Raw genomic sequence first — 22,338 nt, 5'->3', positions numbered from 1 at the left:
CGCGACGGTGGCGAGGATGTCGCCGGTGCGGGCCGCGGTGCCGACGCCCGCGACGACGACCGCCCTCGGGCGGCCTTCCTCGGCGAGTGCGGCGAGTCCGGCGTCGGCGGCGAGCGCGGCCGATTCGCGCAGCTGCGGTCCGGCCGAGGCGAGCGCCCACAGGGCCCCGCCGGGTCGGATCGACTCGCTCAGGTCGCCTTCGATGCGGCGCTCGTCCGGGAGCCGGTCACCGGTGATGCCGGCGATGCCGTCGTCGTCGAGACCCATGCAGTTCCTCCTTGGCCGCGTTCGGCTTTCGTGGTTCGGTTCGGTTGCCGGGGACGGTGTGCCGCCCGCCGAGCCCTGCCCGGTGTCGCTACTCCGCCGCGCTGTCGTGAGCGGCGCTGCCGTTCACGGTGCTGTCGAGGAGCATCACCGGGATGCCGTCCTCGACGCGGAAGACCTTCGCGCACTCGGAGCAGGTGAGCGCGTTGGTCTCGCGGTCGAACGAGAGCGGGGCGTGGTGGGGCTCGGGGCAGCGCAGCAGTTCGAGGAGTACAGGCTTGGGCGCGGTGGCGGGCATGGGCTAGTTCCTTACGATGCGGAGGATGTCGTCGCGCAGCCGTTCCATCGAGGCCGTGTCGGGGCCTTCGGCGTTCAGCCGCAGCAGCGGTTCGGTGTTGGAGGGGCGCAGGTTGGCCCAGGAGCCGTCTGCGAAGGAGACGGTGAGCCCGTCGAGGCGGTCGGTCTCGACGCCGTCCTGGGCGCCGAAGTGGGCGGCGACCTCTTCGATCTTCGCGTGGGGGTCGGTCACCTTGGAGTTGATCTCGCCGGAGGCGGTGTAGCGGACGTAGTCCTTCGCCAGTTCGGCGAGCGTCTGGTCCGACCCGCCGACCGCCGCGAGGACGTGCATGGCGGCGAGCATGCCGGTGTCGGCGAACCAGAATTCCTTGAAGTAGTAGTGCCCGGAGTGCTCGCCGCCGAAGACGGCGTCCTCTTCGGCCATGACGGCCTTGATGTACGAGTGGCCGACGCGGGTGCGCAGGGGGCGGCCGCCGTGCTCGCTGATGATCTCGGGGACGGCTTTCGACGTGATCAGGTTGTGGCACACGGCGGAGCCGGGGTGCTTGGCGAGTTCGCGGGTGGCGATGAGCGCGGTGATCGCCGAGGGGGTGACGGGCTCGCCGTCGGCGTCCACGACGAAGCAGCGGTCGGCGTCGCCGTCGAAGGCCAGGCCGAGGTCGGCGCCGACCTCCTTGACGCGGGCCTGGAGGTCCACGATGTTGGCCGGTTCGAGGGGGTTCGCCTCGTGGTTGGGGAAGGTCCCGTCGAGTTCGAAGTACAGCGGGTCGATGTCGAGGGGGAGGGCCGCGAGGAGCTGGTCCCCGAGGACGGCGGGGACGGTGTACCCGCCCATGCCGTTGCCGGCGTCGACGACGACCTTGAGCGGGCGGATGCCGGAGAGGTCCACGAGTTCGCGGATGTAGTCGGCGTACGCGGCGAGGAAGTCCTCCTGCGTCGCCGTGCCGGGCTTCTCGGCTTCGGGGGCCGTCTCGCCGTCGAGGATCGCCTGCGCCTTGTCGCGGATGTCGGCCAGGCCGGTGTCGAGACCGATCGGGCGGGCCCCGGGGAGGCACATCTTGAGGCCGTTGTACTCGGCCGGGTTGTGGCTGGCGGTGAACATCGCGCCCGCGATGCCGCGCTTGCCGGCGATGAAGTAGACCATGTCGGTCGAGCACAGGCCGGCGTCGAGGACGTCGGCTCCGGCGCGGGTGGCGCCGCGCGCGAACGCCTCGGCGAAGCCGGGACCCGAGTCGCGCATGTCGTGGCCGACGGCCCACCGCTTCTCACCGGTGACGGCGACGGCGGCCGCGCCGATCGCCTCGAAGACAGAGGACGTGAGCTGCGAACCGACGAGTCCGCGGACGTCGTAGGCCTTCACGAATTCACTGAGCTTGGGAGCCACGGTAAATGCCGCCTTTCCGGTCGTGCGGGGCCTGTCGGGGGAGTCGACCTCCGCAGCTCGCCCGCGCCGGTGCGGGAGGGCCGCCCCCGCAGACGAGATTAGCCCTGCCCGTCCTCATCGCCGGACACCACCCGGAGGTGACGCCTGGCACCGATTCCGGGCCCGCGGAGCCCTTGCCGCGGCGCCGGTTCGGCCTCCTGGAGGCGGCGGCTCGCCAGCGTGGCGGCGTCGGTCGGCTCGCCGAGGCCGGGATCGGCCTCGTGCCGGTCGCCGACGGCGGCCTCGCGCACGGCGTTCGCCAGTGCGACCAGGTCGTCGTCGGTGGGCATGGGCACGGCGTAGTCGCCCTGGTGCCTGACGAGCTCCCAACCGTGGGGCACGGTGAGGCGCCGGGCGTGCGCATCACACAGGTCGTAGCTGTGGGGCTCCCTCGCTGTCGAGAGCGGCCCGACCACAGCGGTCGAATCCGAGTAGATATATGTCAAAGTGGCCACCGCAGGCTGGCGGCAGCCGTTCCGGGAGCAACGCCGATCCGACCTCACCCCACGAAACTACCACTCGCGGTGTCGAAGTCGGTGTTGCTGAGCAGTGGCCGGGGACGGATTCGCGGCGCGGGGCCTCGCGGGGGCCCGTTTCGTCCGACCCGGACGCTAAGGTGGCCCCATGCGCAGAGATCGACACGGACGGGGGATGCGGGGCCCGCTGGCGCCGGGGGCCCTGCCGCTGCGCCGCACGCCCGTCGAGGAGTTCGACGCGCTGGTGATGGAGTCGGTGGTCGCGATCGAGCGGCGGCTCGCGGAGACCCTCGGCTCGAAGTTCACCGACCTGCGGCACATCGAGTTCGCCGTCGACGAGGTCCCGCCCGAGTCGCAGACGTACGACGCCGACATCGTCGAGGACCGCGGCGTCCCGCTCTCCAAGCTCTACCCGGCCCAGCCCGGCACGGTGGCGGCCTCGCCGCGGATCGTGCTCTACCGCAGGCCGATCGAGCTGCGCGGCGAGAGCAAGGCCGACATGGAGTCGCTGGTGCGGTCGGTCCTCACCGAGCAGCTCGCGTCCCTGCTCAACCTCCCGCCGGAGGACCTGGAGTTCTGAACGAGGCGAAGGGGCGGAACCGTTCGGCCCCGCCCCCTCATCCGCTCGTAGGGATGTCCCTTACGCCGCCACCGGCACGCGGGGTTCGGGCGCGGGCTCCGTTGCCCGCGGTACGGCCGACTCGCCCCTGCGGGGGCCGACCAGTTCGTCCATCAGCGCCTCGCTGCGGAACCCGCCCGTCAGGACCGGCTCCGCGTGCGGAGTCTCGGCCGTGAAGGCGAACTCCGATGCGAGCGCGGGGTTGATCATCGGGCTCGGCAGGCACACCACCACCGGCAGCCGCTCGTGGCGGCGCCGCGCGGCCTCGCGGGCCTGGCGCTTGATCTTGCGGCGCTCCCGCTCCGAGAGCCCGCCCCAGATGCCGAAGCGCTCGTCGTGGTCGAGTGCGTATTGCAGACAGTTCTCTTTGACCTCGCACCGCGCGCAGATGCGTTTGGCATCGCGCGTGGAGCCCCCCTTCTCGGGGAAGAACGCCTCCGGGTCGGTCTGCGCGCACAATGCGCGAACCTGCCACTCCGGAACGTTACCCAACAGGTCGGCCAAGTAGTCACGGCCGTCCATATACGTCCGCCTCCTCGTTCGCGCACCGGAAACCGGTGCTCCCCCCTTGCAATCACTTGCACGGCACCGGAAGGCGGACTCCGGGCGCGGACGCGTCCCCTCCCCTGAAAACGCGTACGGCCCTGCGGCGGGCGCGCCGTTCGCCCGCTGAGCGGTAGTCCTGCCTGTGTGGTCCGGTGCCCGCGGGCGGCCTGAAGATGGGGCCGCGCCGCCTAACTCATCTCTATGGACGATGAGTGCTCATCGCTATTCGATAACGGTTCGATATCAGACGATAGCGCACAGTGATCCGAACGATGGAAGGACCCCTCAGACTCACGCTTGCGGGGGACCTTGCTTGACAACCTCCGCAGTGGAGGTTCGCTTGCGTGAACGGGTCTTTCCGGCGAACACGAGTCCGATTCCCGCCAAGGCGAGCCAGACTCCGTCGAGCACCAGCCTCTCGACCGCCGCCCGAGTGTCGATGTAGACCTGCCCCTCCTCCGCCAGCTGCCCGGCGTCGTCGAATCCGTATCGCGCCGCCGACAACGTCAGCAGCACTCCGATAACGAGATAGGAGAGGTAGACGAGACGGGTCAGGCTCCCGATCACCCGTCCGGGTTTCGTCGCCGGAGCCAGGAGCGCGGCGAGCGCCGGAAGCGCCACCGGAAGCACTGAGAAGAGCGTGCTCCGCGCCTCGTCGGTGAACCCGATGCCGGCGGCGCGGCTGAACGTGTCGTCGCGCGGGTCGAGCCCGGCGCCGAACCGCCACTGGGACACCGCGACCGCGATGACGGCGACCGCGAGCACCAGGAAGGCGGCGGCGAGGAACGTGCGGGCGCGCGGCCCGAGCTGCACCGGCGGCATCAGACCAGGTCGTTCCGCTGGGACTGCTTCAGCTCCTCGACCAGGCCCTTCACTTCCTGCGCGCGGTCCCTGGGGCACACCAGGAGCGCGTCGGGGGTGTCCACGATGATGAGGTCGTCGACGCCGACGGTGGCGACCAGGCGCCCGCTCGCCGGGACCACGACGTTCCGCTTCGACTCGGTCAGCAGGGCGTGGCCGGAGCCGCGGGGCTCGACGACGACGTTGCCGACCTTGTCAGCGGCCTTGAGGACCTGTCCGAGCGTGTTGTAGTCGCCGACGTCGTGCCAGTCGAAGTCGCCGGGGACGACGCCGACGCGCCCGGCGGCGGCCGCGGGCTCCATGACGGCGTAGTCGATCGAGATCTTCTCCAGCGTCGGCCACAGCTGCGAGAACAGGGCCTCGCGGCCGGTGGAGTCCCAGGCGCGGGCGAGGGTGCGCACGGCGTCGTGCAGGGCCGGGCGGTGGCGGGCGAGCTCGCCGAGGAACACGTCGACGCGCCACACGAACATGCCGGCGTTCCACAGGTAGTTCCCGGCCGAGACGTACTCGACGGCCGAGACCTGGTCGGGCTTCTCGACGAACGCCTCCAGCTGGTAGCCGGGGCCGACGGGCGCGCCGAGGCGCAGGTAGCCCATGCCGGTGTCCGGGCCGGTCGGGTTGATGCCGATCGTCATGAGCAGGCCGGTCTCGGCCAGCTCCATGGCGCGCTCGACGGTCTTGGCGAACGCCTCGCCGTCGGGGACCAGGTGGTCGGCGGCGAAGGCGCCCATGACCGCGGTCGGATCCCGCTCGGCGATGACGGCGGCGGCGAGGCTGATCGCGGCCGCCGAGTCGCGCGGCGAGGGCTCGACCAGGATGTTGTCGCCGGGCACCTCCGGGAGCTGCCGGGCCACGTCGACCGCGTGCGCGGCGCCGGTGACGACGTAGACGTGGTCGGGGCGCGACAGCAGCCGCACCCTCTCCACGGTCGACTGGAGCAGCGACGAGTCCGTTCCTGTCAGAGGCAGGAGGAACTTCGGCCGCTGAGCGCGAGACAGGGGCCAGAGCCGGGTTCCGGAACCGCCTGCGGGGACCACCGCGTGAAGCATGCCAATAGTCTTGCATGCCGCTCCCACGTGCTCGTTCACCCCCGCGGCGGGCCCGCGGCGGTGACGCCGCAGTTGCCGAAGCATGAAAGATCGGTCAATTCTCTCCGTCCACGGGCGGGGATACCGCTTGCCGACGCGGCGGGGCCCGTGCACACTGGTCCCGATCCACTCTCAGAGGAGCCTGCATGTCCATCCGCTTCGACGAAGCCGCCCTCACCTGGCACCTGTCCGGGGCCGGCCTCTCCTACGTCGTCGGCGTCGGCGACGGGCTGCCCCGCCAGCTGCACTGGGGCCCCGCGATCCCCGAGGGGGCCGTGCCCGCGCTGACGCGCGAGTGGCGCGAGGGGTACTCGTTCGACGACCGCCTCCACACCGGCGCCGAGCTGCTCGGCGAACTCGGCCCCCAGTTCGCGACCCCCTCGCTCCAGCTGCGGCACCCGGACGGCGCCAAGGGCTTCGACTGGCACTACCGCGACCACGAGATCGACGGCGACGCCCTCGCGCTCAGCTTCACCGACCGGGACCTGGTCCTGACCCTGCACTACCGGCTGTGGGACACCGGGGTCCTCGACCGCTGGGCCTCGATCGAAGCCGGTGCGGCCGTTGAGGTCACGCGCTTCGACTCGGCCGCATGGACGCTCCCGCACTGGGCCGACTACCGGCTCTCGCACCTCTCGGGCGAGTGGGCGGGGGAGTGGCAGCTGCGGCGCGTCCCGCTCGCGGTCGGCGAGACCGTGCTCGGCTCGCGGCGCGGCAATACGAGCCACCAGGCGAACCCGTGGATCGCCGTGGACGACGGGACCGCCACCGAGACCACCGGAACGGTGTATTCCGCGAACCTCGCGTGGTCGGGTTCGTGGCGGGTCCAGATCCGCCGCTCGGCCCAGGGCCGCGTCTCCGTCACCGGCGGCGCGGGCCAGGAGGGGCTGCGCTGGACGCTGCGGCCCGGCGAGACGTGGACGACCCCGGTCTACTCGGGGCTGTGCAGCGATGAGGGCTTCGGCGGGGCATCGCGCGCCTGGCACGAGCACCTGCGCCGCCACGTGCTCCCCACGGCCGAGGAGGACGCGCCGGTGCTCTTCAACTCGTGGGAGGCCGTGTTCTTCGAGGTGTCCGAGGAGAAGCAGCTCCCGCTCGTCGACCTCGCCGCGCGCGTCGGCTGCGAGCAGTTCGTCGTGGACGACGGCTGGTTCGGGCGGCGGCTCTCTGACGATGCGGGCCTGGGCGACTGGTGGCACAACCCCGACCGGTTCCCCAACGGCCTCGGGCCGCTCATCGACGCCGTTCACAAGGCGGGCATGAAGTTCGGCATCTGGGTCGAGCCGGAGATGGTCAACCCCGACTCCGACCTCTACCGCGCCCACCCGGACTGGGTCCACAGCCAGGCCGGGCGCGAGCGCACGCAGCTGCGCCAGCAGATGGTCCTCGACTACGGGCGGCCCGAGGTCGCCGACTGGGCCTTCGGGTGGCTCGACAAGCTGCTGGGCGACAACGCGATCGACTTCGTCAAGTGGGACCACAACCGGCCCTTCACCGAGGTCGGCCGCGCCGGCGACGACGACCCCGACCGCGCCTACTTCGAGCACGTCGAAGCGGTCTACGCGCTGAAAGATCGCCTGCGCCGCAATCACCCTGACGTCCGCATCGAAGGCTGCGCCGGCGGCGCGGCCCGCGTCGACCCGGGGATCCTCCGCTACGTCGACCAGGTGTGGACCTCCGACAACACCGACGCGGGCGACCGCGTCAACATCCAGTACGGGTTCAGCCAGGCGTACCCGGCGCGCGCGATGGGCGCGTGGGTCACCGACGAGCCGAGCGGCTTCAACCACCGGACCACGTCTTTGCGCTTCCGCTTCCAGGTCGCGAGCGCCGGCGTGCTCGCGGTGGGCGGCGACCTCTCCGAGTGGTCCGAGGCGGAACTCGACGAGGCCGCCGAGCACATCTCCCTCTACAAGCGACTGCGGCCGGTCGTCCAGCACGGCGTCCAGCACCGCCTCGGCGACCCGGAGTCGGACCCGCTCACCGGCGTCCAGTACGTCCGCGGCGACCAGATCGCGGTGCTCGCCTTCAAGACCCCCTGGCACTGCAACCGCCCGCTCGCACCGCTGCGCCCCTTCGGGATCGACGCCGACTCGCGCTGGACCGACGAGGACACCGGCGAGACCTACTGGGGCGCAACGCTCAACGCCCTCGGCCTGCCGCTCCGTTGGGCCAAGGCCGATTGGGACTCCGCTATCCTGAGACTGCGGAAAGTGCAATGAACAACGCAATGCGTAAGTGCATACAGGACAATCACGCAAAGTGATCGTCCTGGTCCATGCGGTCAAGCTCAGCGGTATCTCCGGTTCACCCCGGTATGCGAATGAGTTCCGCTTGCGCCGACCCCCTACAATCAGCGCAGTTCCGCCCACTCAATGAACGAGAACTTTAGGAGTCCCCCGTGGCTTACCCGCCTGCCCCGGCGCCCGTCCCCCCTGCCCAGCCTCCCATCAAGCAGGGCAACGGCTTCGGAGTCACCGCCCTCGTGCTCGGCATCATCGGCCTGATCCTGGGCCTGATCCCGGTCGCCAACATCTTCACCGGCCTGCCCCTCGGCATCCTGGCCATCATCTTCGGCATCATCGCGCTCGTCGTCGCCGGCAAGCGCGGCGGCAAGGGCAAGGGCACCGGTGGCGTCGGCCTCGTGCTCGGCATCCTCGCCGTGGCCGCCAGCATCATCATCAACATCGTGTTCGTCCAGGCGGCGGACGAGTACCTCGATGAGGAATGGCAGCAGGCCTGCGAGGACGCCGGCCTCACCGAAGACGAGTGCGGCGACTACGAGGACTGGGAGTCCGAGCTCGAGAACATGGAGTAATCCCTCTCGAACGACCGAGGGCCGCAGCGATTTCGCTGCGGCCCTTGCCTTTTCGCTAGAACAGCCGGGGCTGGCTCTCGTCCACGGCCCCTCTGAGGTCGTCGTAGTCCAGCACCACGCACCGGATCCCGCGGTCCTCCGCCAGGACCCGCGCCTGCGGCTTGATCGCCTGCGCCGCGAAGACCCCGTCCACCGGCGCCAGCAGCGGGTCGCGGTTGAGCAGCTCCAGGTACCGCGTCAGCTGCTCGACCCCGTCGATCCCGCCCTGCCGCTTGATCTCCACCGCGACGTGCTTCCCGTCCGCGTTGCGGCACATGAGGTCCACCGGCCCGATCGCGGTCGGGTACTCCCGCCGCACCAGGCTCCACCCCTTCCCCAGCGGCGCCGTGTCCGCCGCCAGCAGCTCCTGAAGGTGCGCCTCGACCCCGTCCTTCTGCAACCCCGGGTCCACCCCCAGCTCATGGCTGGAGTCGTGCAGCACTTCCTCGATCGTGATCTTCAGCTGGTCCCCGGTCTTCTTCGACGTCACGGTCCACTCGGTCTCCCCCTCGACCACCGAGCACGGAGGCGTCATCCAGTTCAGCGGCTTGTACGACCCCCCGTCCGCATGGACCAGCACACTGCCGTCCGCCTTCCAAATGATCAAGCGGGTAGCCATGGGCAAATGGGCCGAAAGCCGCCCCGTGTAATCAACCTGGCACCGTGCCACCAACAAACGCATGCCGAAGACCCTACCGCTGTACCCGTGCGCGGCTCGGTCGCGCTTGCCTCTCTGAGGCGCGGGTCGGTGATCCGAGGGCCGTGTCGGACCCTTGCGATAGGTTGCACCGGCACTTTCCGATGAGTGCGTCAACCCCTGAGAATTCGGAATGGTGGGTGGTGCGTCAATGGGCGCTTCAGGTTGGAGCTATCTGGTCGAGCTTGACGGCTCTGTCGAGGCGACGTTCATCGGGCTGCGCGAGCGGTCCTTCGAGACCGGAGACTGGTATTGGCGCCCGGAGGACGAGGCGAGGAAGGGGCCGAAGCCCCAGAGCCTCGGCGAGTGGGAGGAGTCGATCTACGGCAACGACTATCCGGGAGCGCACTCGATCGTCGATATGCGGGAGATCGTGTCCGGGATCGGCCTCGACGAGATCGACCAGGGTCAGGTGCTGGCGTTGAGCGAGCAGGAGTCACTCGTGATCTTTGGTACGGCGGAGCCGTCCGTCGCTGACTGGAAGCATGCGCTGGAGGAAGGTCGGGAAGTCTGGGACATGGTCGATTCCGACAGTGGTCGCTTCGTCCTGATGAGCGACGAGTCCGGCCACCGCTGGGTGGCCTTCTGGGGCTCCAGCGGTGGCTGATGCGGCATTTGACTACGACGACTGGACCGGCCCGAGGCTGCTGCCCGGCATGGTCGAGATTGCGGAGCGTTCGCTCGGTGTGCGACTGCCGGCGGACTATCTGGCAATGCTGCGGATTCGAAACGGAGGGACGCTTCGGAAGTGCCGATTCGACACATCGCTCCCGACTTCGTGGGCGGACGATCATTTCGAGGTGCAGGCGCTGCTGGGGGTCGGTGGAACCCGCGGTCTCGATGCTGTGGTGGGCGGTAGCCGGTACTTGATCGAGGAGTGGGGCTACCCGAATATCGGTGTGGTGTTCGCCGTATGTCCCTCGGGAGGGCATGACACGGTCATGCTCGACTACTCTCGGACCGCTGGAGACGGCGAGCCGACCGTGGCCTACATCGACGAAGACCGCATGCCGAGGACGATCGCTACCGGTTTCGGTGACTTTCTATCCGGTCTGCGCTGACCACGCAAGTTTCGGTGATCGCGACCGTGGGATGATCTCTCTATGCACGACATTCGAAAGGCTAATGCCGCGTAGGAGTCCGGGCGCGTTGCGCGCTGAGGCTGCGTTGTACGACTGCGGCCGACAGGTTCCCCCGCTGAAGATTCGCGGGCTCTCCGACCAGACCGCTTGGGCGGTGCATCTGGTGGAGATCGCCGACAAGGACTACTACCTCTATCCGGGAGCGACAGCGCGAGCGCTGGACCGGTACCGCGAGTTCCTAGACGTTCCAAGGTGCCGACCGCTGTCGCAGGAAGCCGACGTCTGCAACTGTCAGGGATGTGCGCTCGATGATGTGTCGCTAGCCCGCGAGGTGCTTGAACATGTCCTTCAGGTGGTGCCTGGCCGTGCTCGCGCCGAGTTGCGCCGTGAGGTCGCCGGCTTGGACGCCGAGTACCGAGAGCACACGGTTCCGAATCCGTTCCCCCGCAGGGTTCACGGGCGCCTGTGGTGAGCGACCTGATCCAGCGCAGAGATACTCAGAAGACTGATGCTGCTTGGCTTCGGTGTAGGGCGGCGCCGAGCGGGGTGAGCCGCAGGCCTGCTTCGAAGTCGGGTCCGGGGAGGCGGACGCTGCGCAGGATCGGGTCAGCGGGGTAGCCGGTGAAGACTTCTTGCGGAGCGCCGTGCTCGTCGGGGTGGTAGGTGAAGCCGTCGAAGAACACCCAGCCGGTACCGTTCTCCGGTCCGTAGCAGAGGAGGTACCTGCCGATCTTGAAGCTCGGCGGTCCGAGGGCCTCGACGACGTCGCTCAACCGGGTATCGGCATCGCGGTACGCCGAGTCGGCGGCGGCGAGCAGACCGGGCCACTCCTCGTCGGGGACCAGCCGGTCCGGGGTGAGGTATCCGTAGCGGTGGAAGATCTCGGCGTAGACCGAGGCGACCTCGCTGTAGTAGCGGTGCTCCTTGCCGAAGGCCTCCCGGAACGGCCCGGGGATGCCGCACGGCCCGTGCTTGTCCGAGAGTCCGAGTTCATCCCTGGTGGGCTCGGGCAGGTCGTCCAGGAAGCGCAGATCACCCAGGCGCATCCAGCACAGGAACTCGAAGTCCTGATCGTGGACGGCGTACATGCCGGCCCGTTGCAGCATCTGCCGGACCTGCTCGACCAGCCGGGCGCGCATGGCGACTGCCTTGTCCATGGACACAGCCTAGTGCCGGGTGCGAGACTTCCTCCGTGGAGGAACCGCTTGCAGCACGGCTCGAATGGTGGGGCAACTCAAGCATCCGCGTGGCCTTCGAAGTCCTGGTGACAGTCGAGGAATCGAACGCCGAGCTGACCGCACACGGCGTGCTCGCGCAGCAGGCAGATGGCGCTGGCAGATTCGACTTGTGCGAGCACGCCCTGGAGGCGCAGCCGTGAGGCGAACGGAGGCCCGACCCGGTCCATGGTCGCGGACCGACGGTACGGAACTGCTGTGGCTCTATGAGAACGGTGTCGGCGACTTCTGCGGATTCGACCTGGACCCCGGATCGGCCGGACTCTGGATCATCCACGCGATGTACGAACGAACCTGCTCTGAGAAGGAAGCACCCCGCAAACCCAGCCCTGGCTGGGACACCGACCCCGGATCAGGATGGAGACGGCTGCGCTGGCGGGAACTGGCCGATCGAGCGGGAGATAGGATCGTTCGCCTCGATCACGACAGGATCTACCCGATCCCCTCCCGCCACTGCTTCCCATCCGTCGACCTGGCCGGTTCGAACCCACCGATCCAGGCCCCGGCTGAAGGGCACCTCGACCAGCACTCGTTCCACGCCCTGGCCGAGGCCCTCAGACGCTTCGCAGGACCGGAAACGGTGGTCTTCGCGCACTGGACCGAGGCGGTGATCCACGAGCCGGACGTCGTCTTCAAAGGGCGCCTTGCCGACCTGGAAGCGCTGGAGTCCCTTCCGGTCGTCTCCAGTCCCTCGAACCTCTGGCCCGCAGACGAGTCCTGGCTGATCTACACCGACTGGGACCTCTGGGGCACCAAGATCTACGGGCCTCCCGAACTCCGCAGCCTCATCGAGGCAGACGAGTTCCTGGAAACCTCTATGCTCCCGGCCTACCACCACATGCTCAACCCCAGGCAATAACTCCACGATCGACCGATCGACCAGCCCAAGGGCATGTCGCTTCAGCGGGACCAGGCGTGGCCGTTCTCGACAGGAACACGCATTCGGCGACGGGGGACTTCCTCGGCGCGGAGGTCGAGTCGAGACCTGCAAACCCATGACCAGCACCCCACTCGTGCGGTCCGCTGCGACCGTTTCTGACATGGCTAGCCTGAGACATGTGCATGAACGGCTGACAGAACTGTGGAACCAGCGCTGGCCGAAGGCCCACCCATGCCTTCCCGACCAGCTCAAGACCGAGTACCGGAACCAGTGGGTTCGGTTCCACAGCCTGCCCGAATCGAAGCGGTATCCCGAGGCCGACCACGAATACGCGACCGCGCTCGGCCGCTGCAACACGGTCATGGACGAGCTGTTCAACGGCCCGATCTATCTCATGACCACGGTCTACACTTCCTCGCCCGACTGGAGTGGTGAGGACGAGCCCTGGCGAACCGCAATAGTCGAGGACGAGCCGGGCTTCGAGTCTTACGCGCATCTGCACCTTGCCCAGCACGAATGGGAACCGGGCGCACTCGACGGGCTGCTGCGCCGGGTCGCCGACGATGCGGAAGCAGGCGTCACCATCACCGACCCGAATCTGCGCTGGCTGTTCCACCCGTACGACGGCGGCATGGACGTCCTCGCCCCGACGACCGCAGAACGAGACGCGCTGCGCGACCGCCACCGTGACTGGTTGCCCAAGCACCCGTTGGGATTCTGACCAAGTGAGGCATCAGGCTACGTGGTCGAGGAGTTTAGGTCGCCATGATGTTGCGGAGTTTGACCATTACTCAGTTTCGAGAATCCGTTTGAACAGGTTCTTTGCTAGGAACTGGGTGGATCGTGAATACAATTCTGCGAAGACTTGCCATCGCGAGGGGGAGGCACCGCAAAGTTCGGCCACCTTTGCCGCGAGCCTGGGGCCGTAAACCGGATGCTCCTCAAGTTCCTTGACTGGCAGCGTCCAAGCCAACTCGTCCGTCATGAAGGTTGAACTGAGCGCATGCTTCAGCGCGCGATCCTGATGATGCCTGCGGCTCTTGAGCAGACGTTCTAGTGCAGCGCTAGGGTTTGGCTCAGTACTAAGCTGTTCATCCGTGGGGAGTGCAGGATGATCCTGAGCGGGGCTGCTTTGAGTCCCGGGCGCGGAGTGCCGTCGGATCTCCAGCTCCTCCCGAGCGAGACGGCTGATCCGACTACGCTGAGATGCGGCCTGTACTACCTCCTCAACATGTGCCTTTGACAATCGTTTGAGGAGACTTCGATGCAGCGAAATCGACACAGTGGATCGGTTCACCAGTGTGTCGAGGAGCGCGTATCTCGCGGGCTCCCTCCACCGTGCGACATCCGAGTGAGAGTCCATGTGGTCGAATGTCACCGCGTCACTCAGCGCGCTGAACAGTTCTCTCGACGTTGTTGCATCAGCGATTGCCTTGAGCTCTTTCCATCGCCCGGCACGAGCTGCCACTACGGGGTCCCAGCCATCTGACATCAGCGTTTCTGCTGCGGCGCACACTTGATTCTCGGCGATCGAAAGCAGTCGGGGAAACCGCACCAAGTACCTGGCGATTGCTGGAACTCCATCGGTCGGGACCTCTGTCATCCGCTGGGTGATGGTCGGGAGGCAAGCAGCGAGATCCTCGTCAGAGATCTCGTCACCTTCAAGGATTGCCTGCTGCACGACACTGCCCGGCAGGGACTCTCTCAGAATCGCTGTTCGATCTGCGGGCGCGAGAGCTGTGAGCACGGTCCTCAACAGCAGTAGTCGATCGTGCCGGCGTTCTGGCCCGAAGCCGACATTCGGTTCGGGGGCTACCGGTGCGGATTCGAGCAGTGCGGGGACCAGCGCCGATGTGAGGCGAGGGCGCTCGCGACCGCTCCAGGATCGGCTCTCTTGCCAGAGTCGTGCGGCCTCGTCGTAGGTGAGATTGCGGAGCCGCTCTCGGATTTCGACGCTCAAATCCCTGCGTTGTAGCGCTGCTTCGAGCACGTCAGCATCGTCGGGGTATCGATCGACCATCGTGCGTGCTTCGACCGTTGAACAGGTTTCGTTTGCGATCAACACCCCCGCATGCTGCGCGGAAGCATTTGCGAGGATTAGTCTGCGTGCTTCGTGATCGAGGTCCTCGCGCTGAATCAAGTCAGAGACGTGCTCGGTTAGCCAGGCGTTCTTCGTGGATTGGCGAGCGAGCTCTTGGTGCCCCACCGGGGACAGGTCGGGAACAGCTGCGATTCGACGCCAAAGTCGGTCAGCGAGTTCAGGAGGCGAGTACCTGAACTCTGCCACGTTGGGCGCGATGGCATCGGGCCTTCGCTGATGCCGTGGCAGCCCAAGCGATAGACGAGCGGCGGCTAGGTCATCCACTGCGAAGACATCCTGGCGATACTGGCCCGGCCAGGCAGCGAGAAGGAGGTCCTGATCGCCCGCCGAGCTGATCATCGTTCGCTTGTCTTGGTCCGTAGTCGCCTGTGTGACTTGACCATCTGATGAGATTCGAACCAGAGTGACCAGGCGATCGAGCCAGGGCAGGGCGTCGTTGTGACTGGTTTGACGAAGGGATGAGGCGTTGTACCGAGGGAGTCGGCTCATCCGTGAAATTTTATACAGGATCTTCTTGTGATGGGTCCCTAGCGCTCACGGCCTAGTACGGCAGCATTGCCATGCTCCGTGTCTGGATGGGATCAATATTCGGACTTCCGAACCAGTCGTAGAGCGTCGTCCATGGATGTTCGATCAGATGATGAGGTGCTCGACCGGCTGGCACCGAGAGCGCGACGCTTCGTCCATTCATTTGGGGTGCGGACCGAGCCCCGGCGGCTTGACAGAGAGGTTTGGGTCAACACTGGTGTTCCTTCGGGAGTCGTTGATCGGGGACTTGAGTTCCAGCGATTGTGGGGTGGTCTCGTCCTGCCGCCGGGACCGTTCTACGACGGTGGCCCCCAAGTACTTCGATGCCGTCGGCCTGGCGCGCGCTGAGACCGGCGAGTGGCTGATCGAGATCGGCCCTTCGACCACCGCCGTACCCTACGGGTTCATGATCGGGCCCGATGGCGCGTTTGGGATCGCCGCGACTCGATGGGTGCCCTTGCACGCGTCGATCGAGGTCTGGATCGCATCGCTCGCGCTGGCGCATGAAGCCTTCGCGGACGCCGGGCAGATCACCCGTTTCTCCCCAAGCGGGGCCGCCTAGGTGGGGCGGCCCTATACCCCGCTTCAAGCAGGCCGCGTTCGAGGAGTCGAGCAGGGCGGGACCTCGTTCTCTGGATGTTCGCTTGAGGAGCTGAGAGAACGGTGGAGGGCACCGTCCAAAGGCGTTGCCCTCCACCGTTCGTGGAGTTTCGGGGCGGTGACAGGCGTCGGCGTGTGCCCCCTGCGGGGCGGGTTGTACCCGTTGGGATGTGGTGCGGGGGTCGTAGATAATCGGTCTTCAGGAATGCTGAAGGGATTCTTCAGCTGGAGTGAAGGGTGAGGGCCGGTGGAGCGCCAGGAGATCGAGACGTTCCTCGCGCTGTGCGAGGAGCTGCACTTCGGGCGGACGGCGAAGCGGTTGCGGATCTCGCCGGCGCGGGTCACGCAGCTCATTCAGAAGACCGAGCGGCGGATCGGCGGGGCGCTGTTCGAGCGGACGACGCGCGGGGTGGTGCCGACGGCGCTGGGGGAGCAGTTGCGGCGCGACCTGGCGCCGGCGCAGCAGGCGGTCGAGGAGGCCGTGCAGCTCGCGGCGCAGGCCGCCAAGGGGATCGGCGGGGAGCTGCGGCTGGGGTTCCTCGGGACCGCGAACGGGCGCCACCTTGCCGAGCTCTCGCGGGCCTTCGAGGCGGGCAACCCGGAGTCGAGCGTGCGGATGGCGGTCGAGTCGGAGATCGTCGACCACCTGCGGCCGCTGCGCGACGACCGGGTCGACGTGCTCGCGACGCTCCTGCCGGTCGAGGAACCGGGCCTGGTCGTGGGTCCGGTGGTGGTGCGCGAGCGGTTGCTCATGGCGGTGCCCGAGGGCCATCCGATCGCGAAGCGGGGCGTCGCGACGTACGAGGACCTCGCCGACCACCCCGTCCTGCTCTCCACCGCGGAGGGCCTCGACTACTGGGTCAACCACTTCGTACCGCAGGAGACCCCGTCGGGCAGGCCCGTCGGGGACCGGATCCGCATCGACTCCCTCCAGGCCGGTCTCGCGCTCGTCGCCTCCGGCAAGGGCATCGGGCCGATCATCACCCAGTTCGCGCAGTTCAACCAGCACCCCGGGATCGCCTACGTGCCTTTGGAAGGCGCACCGCTCATCGAGTCCGCGCTGATCTGGAAGGCCTCGCGCGAGACCGGCCTCGTCCGCGCCTTCGCCCGCCTCGCGGAGAACCGCGGGCCGGTGACGCTCGACTGGAATCCGGCGGCCTGAACGCACTCGGCGGCCGCGAATCGGGAAACGCCCGTTCAACCGCGCTGAATGCGCGGTGCTCCTGAACTGGTCGTTCACCGCGCCTGAAGTCATGTTGAGCGCTTCGCCGTTGCTGCGGTCTCCTCTGTTTGCGACAGTGGAACCCATCCACTTCGGGAGTGAACCGCATAGCACGCAAGGACCGACATGAGCACCACCCCGCGCCTCACCGACCTCGGCCTGTTCCGCCTCTTCCCCCCGGGCCGCAGCACCCTCCTGCGGCGCCGATCCATCTTCTTCCTCCGCCACGGCTTCCGCGGCCTCGTCCTGCGCCTGCGGGCCCACCGCCGGAGGGAGCCTGGCCCGCCTCCTTCGATCTTGTTGCAGCACATGCCCGACCTCGGGGGTAACCCCGTCGCCTTGGGGTTCGCAGGGGAGCAGCATCGGGGGCATGGGTTCGCGGATTCGCGAGTACCTGCCGGAGGATGAGACCTTGTGGCTGCGGTGCCGGGCGCTGGCCTTTCTGGGGACGTCGTACTTCGACGCGGTGCACCGCAGCAAGCCGGTGATGGCGGAGCCGAGGACGAGGCGGCGATGCGGGCCGAGTTCTCGCGGGTGCACGTGTGTCGGCGGTTCGTGCTGGCTATTGCGGCGGGACGAGCTGTGCCACAAGGGACGTGATCAGGGCGTCGGTTCGCTTGTCGTCGAAGAGGTCGGGCAGGGTGAGGCGCTCGACGATGAGCCAGTTGAGGGCCAGGTAGAGGTGGACGACCGAGTCGGCGTCGCCGGGCATCCTGGAGTCGAGGTGGAAGTCGATGTTGTCCTGGAGGTTCGCGCGGATCTGCTCGGTGAGGACGGCGCGGAGGTCGGGGCGGCGGGTGGATTCGAGGCGGAGTTCGAGCATCGCGAGGTGGCCTGAGGGGAAGGCCGTGATGCGGGCGACCATCTCGTGCATGAGGCGGTCGACGGACGCGCGGGTGCGGGGGAGGGCGGCCGCTTCGCCGATGACCTCGGGGCCGGGGTCGAGGCGCTCGAAGACGCGGCGGCCGGCCTGCGTCAGGAGCGCGTCGCGGTTGGGGAAGTAGTTCGAGGCCGTGCCTACGGGTACGTCCGCGCGCTGGTCGACGGCGCGGAACGTGAGCCCGCGGGCCCCCTGGTCGGCGAGGACCTCGATGGCGGCGTCGACGAGGGCGGTCCGTCGTTCGGGGTTCTGGCGCATGGCACTCCGATCCTGGGTTGACACCACTTCGAGTGTAGTGGTAACTTCAAACCACTTCATTCATAGTACTTCAAACGGAGTGTATATGCGCAAGCTGACCTACTACATCGGCGCCACCATCGACGGCTACATCGCCGGTCCTGGAGGGGAGTACGACCAGCTCCCCGTCGAGCCGGACGTCTCGGCGTTCATCAACGAGCTCCGGCCCGAGACCATCCCTACGTTCCTCAGGGAGCCGCTGGGGCTGGCCGACTCGCCGAATCTCCTGTACGACACCGTTCTCATGGGGCGCGGGACCTACCTGCCCGGGTTGGAGTCCGGGAACCCCAGTCCCTACTCGCACCTCAAGCAGTACGTGTTCTCCTCGACCCTGGACCCGGCGCTCGCACCCGACGTCACCTTCGTCGCCAGTGACGCCCTCAAGGTCGTGCGGGAACTCAAAGAGCAAGAAGGCCAAGGCATCTGGCTCTGCGGCGGCGGGAAGCTCGCCGCGGCGCTCGTCAGCGAGATCGACGAGATCGTGCTCAAGCGGTACCCCGTGGTCCTCGGCGGCGGCCTGCCGCTGTTCGACGGCCCCTACGCGCCGCTCCGCTTCGACCTCGCGGAGAACCGGACCTTCGAGTCCGGCATGGCCGTCCAGACCTACCGCGCCAGGTAGGCGGCCAGGTTGTCGAGGGTCGAGGCCATGCCCGCCGCGTGGTCCTCGGGGGCCACGCCGGGCGGGACGTCGGCAGCGGCGATCTCGACCCGGGTGCCCCCGGGGACGGCGGCGAGGGTCCAGGTCATCGTCATCGTCCCGGTGAAGTCCGGGTCGTCCGAGACGAAGTCGACGGCCTGGACGATGCGCTCGCCCGGCACCAGCTCCACGAAGCGCCCGTCGGCCGTGTCGGAGTCCGCCGTCGACTTGCCCGGGTCCCCCGAGGCGTCCGCATACGTCAGCGTCAACCGGTAGGTTCCGCCCGGCCGCGGGTCGTAGTGCTCGAAGCGGCCCGTCATGCCCTCCGGCGGCAGCCACTCGACGAGCGCGTCAGGGTCCATGATCGCCGCGTAGACCTGCGCCGGCGTGCCGGCCACCGTCTTCGAGGCCCGGTCGATCCTCTCCATGGCCGCACCGTAGCACCGCGAACGCGTGTCGTACCCGCTTCTTATGCTCTTTGGCGTGAACCTCAACGACTCCTCATCCGTCCCCGGGGAAGACGCCGTCGCGCTCCCCGACGCCTGGACCGGGCTCCTCCTCGACCGCCGCGGCCGCTCCACCCGCACGGTCGACATCGACCCCGATGCGCCCCAGCGGTTCCTGGACCTGTGCGCCAAAGGGGAGCCCTTCAAGGCCCCGCTCGAAGTCGCCGTCGGCACCCCCCTCGAAGGACTCATCCGGGCCGGCGTCGCCCAGGAGGCCGACCCGGACGCCGCCGCGTTCGCGGCGGCCCTGCTCCGCCAGCGGCCCCCGTACCGCGGGGACGAGACGGACTCGACGGCGCTGCACGCGTGGACCGCCCGCCACGGCGCCGTCTTCGCCGCCACCGCGATGCTGGAGCTCTACTCGACCAGCCTGACCTGGTACCAGTCCCACAACCACCCCGCCGACTCGATCCTGAACGTCCGGCCCCAGAACCTGTACAACCTGACGCGGCCCCGCAGCCTCGTCGGCCCCGCGCTCGCCGACCTGCGCGCGATCCTCGCCGCGCTCCCCGAGGCCGAGTACGAGGAGGCGAAGGCCGCGATCGCCGCCCGCCGCACCTCCGACGCGCACAAGGTCATGAGCGCCGTCCTCATGCCCGAGCAGGAGGACTGGGTCCGCGAGGCGTGCGCCGCCTACTTCAACACCAGCCGCAACCAGTACGGCGGCAGGCTGTTCTGGGCCTTCGCCTCCACCCCCGAGCACCTCGGGCTCGCCCAGGTCAAGTACTTCGAGGAGCCCTACGACTCCGACGGCGACGCCGCCTCGATCGCCCGCGCCCTCCACGTCCTCGGCACCGACGCCGCCCCGGTCCTCGTCGACACCCTCGAACACGAGCACAAGCCCAGCGCCGGCTCCCGCGACCTCATGTTCCAGGCCCTCGGCCGCATCCCCTCCGAGACGGGCATCGAGTACCTCCTCGAACGCACCGTCCGCCCCCAGGCGCTGGCCGCCCTGCGCGAGGCCGCCTCCCGGTTCCCGGTGCGGACCCTCCGGGCCGTCGCCGCGGCCGCCCCCGGCGCCTCCCTGCACGCCAAGGCCCGCATCGCCGGGCTCGTCCGCTTCCTCGGTCTCGACGAGCGCCTGTCCGATCTGGACGACAAGCGGCGCGAGCGCGTCGAGGAGCTGCTGGCCGGGGCCGTGAAGCACGCCGTCGCCGACGAGCTCCCCGCCGTCTTCGCCACGCCCCCTTGGGCTCCCTTCGGCACGACCGCGAAGACCGCCGTCGCCGGGCTCATCCCGCCGGAGGTCGACGAGCTGCGCTGGGACGAGGGCGAGCGCGACGCGTGGGTCGTGATGCCCGAGACCGGCTACGAGTACGAGTACCTCCGCAGCAGCCCCGACCTGTGGGACCGGATGATGCCCAAGGGCCCCGACCCCGACCACTACTACTTCCCCGAGCTGCTCGCCTGGGCCGAGGAGGAGCGGGCCCGGTCCGCGTTCCCGCTGTGGGACGGCACGGTCCCGTCCTGGACCGGCGCCGAGACCGTGCGCGCGATCCTCGCCCGCTTTGGCGACGAGGCCGCGGCGCGCGTCCTGGAGATCGTCAAGAAGCGGCCCTCCTACCGGGTCGCCATGCTGCCCTTCGTGAACCTCGACGTCGCCCGCCTCGCCGCCGACCTGGTGTCCAAGCCCCGCGGGGACCGCGCGCTCGGGCGGACCTGGCTCGACCGGCACGCCGCCGACGCCGCCGCGCTCCTGATCCCCGACGCGCTCGGCAAGGCCGGGAAGCCGCGCCAGAGCGCCTGCGACGCGCTCAAGCACCTCGCCGGGACGAACCGCGCCGTCCTCGACGCGCAGGCCGCCGCGTACGGGTCCGCCGCCGCCGAGGCGGTCGCCGCGATCGTCGACGCCGACCCGCTGGACCCGCAGCGCCGCGTCCCCAAGGCACCCGGCTGGGCCGACCCGGTCATGCTCCCGGCCCTGCTGCTGCAAGGCCGCGAGGCCGCCCTGCCGGCGGGGGCGGTGCGCACCCTCATGCAGGCGGTCGCGCTCGACGACCCCGACCTGCTGTACCCGGGCGCGGATCTGCTTGCGGCCGAATGCGACCCGGCGTCGCTGACGGCGTTCTCGTGGGGGCTGTTCGAGCTGTGGCTCTCGGCCGGGGCGCCTTCGAAGGACGGCTGGGCGATGGACCAGCTGCGGCGGTTCGCCGACGACCACACCGTGCGCCGCCTGACCGCGCTCATCCGCGAATGGCCCGGCCAGAGCCAGAACCGCAAGGCCGTGCGCGGCCTGGAGATCCTCGGCCACATCGGCTCCGAGGCCGCCCTGCGGCAGGTGCAGTCGATCGCCTCGAACGCGAAGTTCAAGGCGCTCAAGAAGACCGCGGCCGCGCAGATCGAGGTCATCGCCGAGCGCCTGGACCTGAGCCTCGACCAGCTCGCCGACCGCCTCGTCCCCGACTTCGGGCTGTCCTCGGACGAGCCGCTGGTCCTCGACTACGGGCCGCGGAGCTTCACCGTGAAGTTCGACGAGAGCCTGAAGCCGTTCGTGGTGGACGACCAGGGCAAGCGCCGCGCGAGCGCCCCGAAGCCCGCTGCGAAGGACGACGCGGAGCTGGCGCAGGTCGCGTTCGAGCGGTTCGGCCTGCTGCGCAAGGAGATCAAGGCCGCGGCGCTGGAGCTGGTGAAGCGCATGGAGGCCGCGATGGTCGAATGCCGGACGTGGTCGGTCGACGAGTTCCGCCGGTACCTGGTGGACCACCCGGTCGCCTGGCAGCTGAGCGGCCGCCTGGTGTGGCAGTGCTCCACTGAGGATGGTTGGCGCTCGTTCCGGCTGGCCGAGGACCGCACTCCCGCCGACGCCGAGGACGAGCCGTTCGACCTGGCCGAGGACGCCCGGGTGCGCATCGCGCATCCGATCAACCTCGGCGGCGAGACCGCCGCTTGGGCCGAGGTGTTCGCCGATTACGAGATCCTGCAACCGTTCCAGCAGCTCGCGCGGCCTGTCTATGAGCTCGCCGAGGAGGAGCGCGCGACGGGTCGCATCGCCCGCTTCGAGGGCGGCAAGACCGGCGCGGGCCCGCTCATCGGCCTGCTCAAGCGCGGCTGGAAGTACGGCGCCGCCCGCGCGGGCGAGCACGGCCACGGGATCTTCCGCGAGTTCCCCGAGGGCGGCTTCCTGCTCGTCAACTCCGACCCGGGTGTGCACCCCGGCTACGGCTACGACGACGGCGAGCAGACCCTCGCCCGCATCGAGATCGGTCTGCCGGAGGGCGTCGAGGTCGACCCGGCCCGACTCT

At 68.7% G+C, this 22,338-nt stretch carries 23 protein-coding genes and 2 pseudogenes; 13 read left to right on the top strand and 12 right to left on the bottom strand.

Going from position 1 to position 22,338, the window contains the following annotated elements:
- The 4 genes and pseudogenes from DI269_RS10005 to DI269_RS09990 all read right to left on the bottom strand — a co-directional run.
- Positions 1-267: pseudogene (locus tag DI269_RS10005) on the bottom strand (SIS domain-containing protein); the annotation flags it as partial.
- Positions 268-355: 88 nt separating this feature from the next.
- On the bottom strand, positions 356-562 hold the full coding sequence (locus tag DI269_RS10000; RefSeq protein ID WP_112135284.1) for a Trm112 family protein: 207 nt from the start codon (positions 560-562) through the stop codon (positions 356-358).
- Positions 563-565: 3 nt separating this feature from the next.
- Complete coding sequence (locus DI269_RS09995; protein WP_112135281.1) at positions 566-1,945, bottom strand: phosphomannomutase/phosphoglucomutase; 1,380 nt, start codon at positions 1,943-1,945, stop codon at positions 566-568.
- Positions 1,946-2,043: 98 nt separating this feature from the next.
- A complete protein-coding gene (locus DI269_RS09990) occupies positions 2,044-2,487 on the bottom strand; it encodes a DUF3499 domain-containing protein (protein ID WP_112135279.1) in 444 nt (147 codons plus the stop codon).
- A 121-nt stretch (positions 2,488-2,608) separates the two neighbouring features.
- Between DI269_RS09990 and DI269_RS09985 the strand changes: the two genes are divergently transcribed.
- The gene (locus DI269_RS09985; RefSeq protein WP_112135277.1) at positions 2,609-3,040 is read left to right on the top strand and encodes a metallopeptidase family protein; all 432 of its coding nucleotides are present in this window, start codon (positions 2,609-2,611) and stop codon (positions 3,038-3,040) included.
- 309 nt (positions 3,041-3,349) lie between these two features.
- On the opposite strand, the pseudogene DI269_RS28770 reads toward DI269_RS09985, so the two are convergent.
- From DI269_RS28770 to DI269_RS09970, 3 genes and pseudogenes are all read right to left on the bottom strand, one after another.
- Positions 3,350-3,601 (bottom strand): annotated as a pseudogene (locus DI269_RS28770) (WhiB family transcriptional regulator); the annotation flags it as partial.
- Positions 3,602-3,916: 315 nt separating this feature from the next.
- Entirely contained in the window at positions 3,917-4,438 is a 522-nt protein-coding gene (locus tag DI269_RS09975; RefSeq protein ID WP_157974878.1) for a hypothetical protein, read from the bottom strand.
- An 8-nt stretch (positions 4,439-4,446) separates the two neighbouring features.
- Positions 4,447-5,535, bottom strand: coding sequence for a mannose-1-phosphate guanylyltransferase (locus DI269_RS09970; RefSeq protein WP_112135273.1), 1,089 nt, complete (start codon positions 5,533-5,535; stop codon positions 4,447-4,449).
- A 185-nt stretch (positions 5,536-5,720) separates the two neighbouring features.
- Here DI269_RS09970 and DI269_RS09965 point away from each other — a divergent pair, with 185 nt between their 5' ends.
- Together DI269_RS09965 and DI269_RS09960 are read left to right on the top strand one after the other, a co-directional pair.
- Positions 5,721-7,796 carry an alpha-galactosidase gene (locus tag DI269_RS09965; protein WP_112135271.1) on the top strand — a complete coding sequence of 692 codons (2,076 nt, stop codon included), beginning with the start codon at positions 5,721-5,723 and terminating at the stop codon, positions 7,794-7,796.
- Between the two features lie 179 nt (positions 7,797-7,975).
- Entirely contained in the window at positions 7,976-8,392 is a 417-nt protein-coding gene (locus DI269_RS09960) for a hypothetical protein (RefSeq protein WP_112135269.1), read from the top strand.
- Positions 8,393-8,447: 55 nt separating this feature from the next.
- Here the strand turns inward: DI269_RS09960 and nucS are convergent, their stop codons facing one another.
- Positions 8,448-9,113 carry an endonuclease NucS gene (nucS, locus tag DI269_RS09955; RefSeq protein WP_112135267.1) on the bottom strand — a complete coding sequence of 222 codons (666 nt, stop codon included), beginning with the start codon at positions 9,111-9,113 and terminating at the stop codon, positions 8,448-8,450.
- A 166-nt stretch (positions 9,114-9,279) separates the two neighbouring features.
- Here nucS and DI269_RS09950 point away from each other — a divergent pair, with 166 nt between their 5' ends.
- The 3 genes from DI269_RS09950 to DI269_RS26970 all read left to right on the top strand — a co-directional run bounded on the left by DI269_RS09950 (position 9,280) and on the right by DI269_RS26970 (position 10,682).
- Complete coding sequence (locus tag DI269_RS09950) at positions 9,280-9,735, top strand: hypothetical protein (RefSeq protein WP_112135265.1); 456 nt, start codon at positions 9,280-9,282, stop codon at positions 9,733-9,735.
- A complete protein-coding gene (locus DI269_RS09945) occupies positions 9,728-10,189 on the top strand; it encodes an SMI1/KNR4 family protein (protein ID WP_198667302.1) in 462 nt (153 codons plus the stop codon). Before DI269_RS09950 ends, DI269_RS09945 begins: the two co-directional genes overlap by 8 nt.
- Before the next feature lie 88 nt (positions 10,190-10,277).
- Positions 10,278-10,682, top strand: coding sequence for a hypothetical protein (locus tag DI269_RS26970; protein WP_157974877.1), 405 nt, complete (start codon positions 10,278-10,280; stop codon positions 10,680-10,682).
- A gap of 25 nt (positions 10,683-10,707) precedes the next feature.
- Here DI269_RS26970 and DI269_RS09940 read toward each other — a convergent pair whose 3' ends face one another.
- Positions 10,708-11,367, bottom strand: a complete 660-nt coding sequence (locus tag DI269_RS09940) for a hypothetical protein (RefSeq protein ID WP_112135263.1) — start codon at positions 11,365-11,367, stop codon at positions 10,708-10,710.
- A gap of 35 nt (positions 11,368-11,402) precedes the next feature.
- On the opposite strand from DI269_RS09940, the gene DI269_RS26965 reads away from it, so the two are divergent.
- The 3 genes from DI269_RS26965 (at position 11,403) to DI269_RS09930 (ending at position 13,046) form a co-directional block, all read left to right on the top strand.
- Positions 11,403-11,588, top strand: coding sequence for a hypothetical protein (locus DI269_RS26965; protein ID WP_157974876.1), 186 nt, complete (start codon positions 11,403-11,405; stop codon positions 11,586-11,588).
- On the top strand, positions 11,585-12,304 hold the full coding sequence (locus DI269_RS26960) for a hypothetical protein (protein ID WP_157974875.1): 720 nt from the start codon (positions 11,585-11,587) through the stop codon (positions 12,302-12,304). The genes DI269_RS26965 and DI269_RS26960 overlap by 4 nt, the downstream gene beginning before the upstream one ends.
- Before the next feature lie 199 nt (positions 12,305-12,503).
- The gene (locus tag DI269_RS09930) at positions 12,504-13,046 is read left to right on the top strand and encodes a DUF3885 domain-containing protein (RefSeq protein ID WP_232822691.1); all 543 of its coding nucleotides are present in this window, start codon (positions 12,504-12,506) and stop codon (positions 13,044-13,046) included.
- Positions 13,047-13,112: 66 nt separating this feature from the next.
- On the opposite strand, the gene DI269_RS27715 is transcribed toward DI269_RS09930, so the two are convergent.
- The gene (locus tag DI269_RS27715; protein ID WP_198667301.1) at positions 13,113-14,915 is read right to left on the bottom strand and encodes a hypothetical protein; all 1,803 of its coding nucleotides are present in this window, start codon (positions 14,913-14,915) and stop codon (positions 13,113-13,115) included.
- Positions 14,916-15,258: 343 nt separating this feature from the next.
- Between DI269_RS27715 and DI269_RS26955 the strand changes: the two genes are divergently transcribed.
- Complete coding sequence (locus DI269_RS26955) at positions 15,259-15,516, top strand: hypothetical protein (protein ID WP_157974874.1); 258 nt, start codon at positions 15,259-15,261, stop codon at positions 15,514-15,516.
- Between the two features lie 285 nt (positions 15,517-15,801).
- Positions 15,802-16,716: a LysR family transcriptional regulator gene (locus tag DI269_RS09915; RefSeq protein WP_112135255.1), complete on the top strand. Its 915-nt coding sequence runs from the start codon at positions 15,802-15,804 to the stop codon at positions 16,714-16,716.
- Between the two features lie 622 nt (positions 16,717-17,338).
- Here the strand turns inward: DI269_RS09915 and DI269_RS09905 are convergent.
- Positions 17,339-17,914 (bottom strand): TetR/AcrR family transcriptional regulator, encoded by a 576-nt coding sequence (locus DI269_RS09905; protein ID WP_112135250.1) that lies wholly within the window; start codon positions 17,912-17,914, stop codon positions 17,339-17,341.
- Positions 17,915-17,999: 85 nt separating this feature from the next.
- Here DI269_RS09905 and DI269_RS09900 point away from each other — a divergent pair, with 85 nt between their 5' ends.
- The gene (locus DI269_RS09900; RefSeq protein WP_112135248.1) at positions 18,000-18,572 is read left to right on the top strand and encodes a dihydrofolate reductase family protein; all 573 of its coding nucleotides are present in this window, start codon (positions 18,000-18,002) and stop codon (positions 18,570-18,572) included.
- Here the strand turns inward: DI269_RS09900 and DI269_RS09895 are convergent.
- On the bottom strand, positions 18,557-19,018 hold the full coding sequence (locus tag DI269_RS09895; RefSeq protein WP_112135245.1) for an SRPBCC family protein: 462 nt from the start codon (positions 19,016-19,018) through the stop codon (positions 18,557-18,559). The two genes, DI269_RS09900 and DI269_RS09895, sit on opposite strands and share 16 nt — an antisense overlap.
- Before the next feature lie 55 nt (positions 19,019-19,073).
- On the opposite strand from DI269_RS09895, the gene DI269_RS09890 reads away from it, so the two are divergent.
- The coding region (locus tag DI269_RS09890) for a DUF4132 domain-containing protein (protein WP_112135243.1) at positions 19,074-22,338 on the top strand (3,265 nt) is incomplete at its 3' end.

It is taken from the genome of Glycomyces dulcitolivorans (assembly GCF_003265355.1).
Classification (GTDB): domain Bacteria; phylum Actinomycetota; class Actinomycetes; order Mycobacteriales; family Micromonosporaceae; genus Glycomyces; species Glycomyces dulcitolivorans.
The sequence above is the reverse complement of the archived record's forward strand: the minus strand, read 5'-3'. Positions and strand labels throughout refer to the sequence as shown.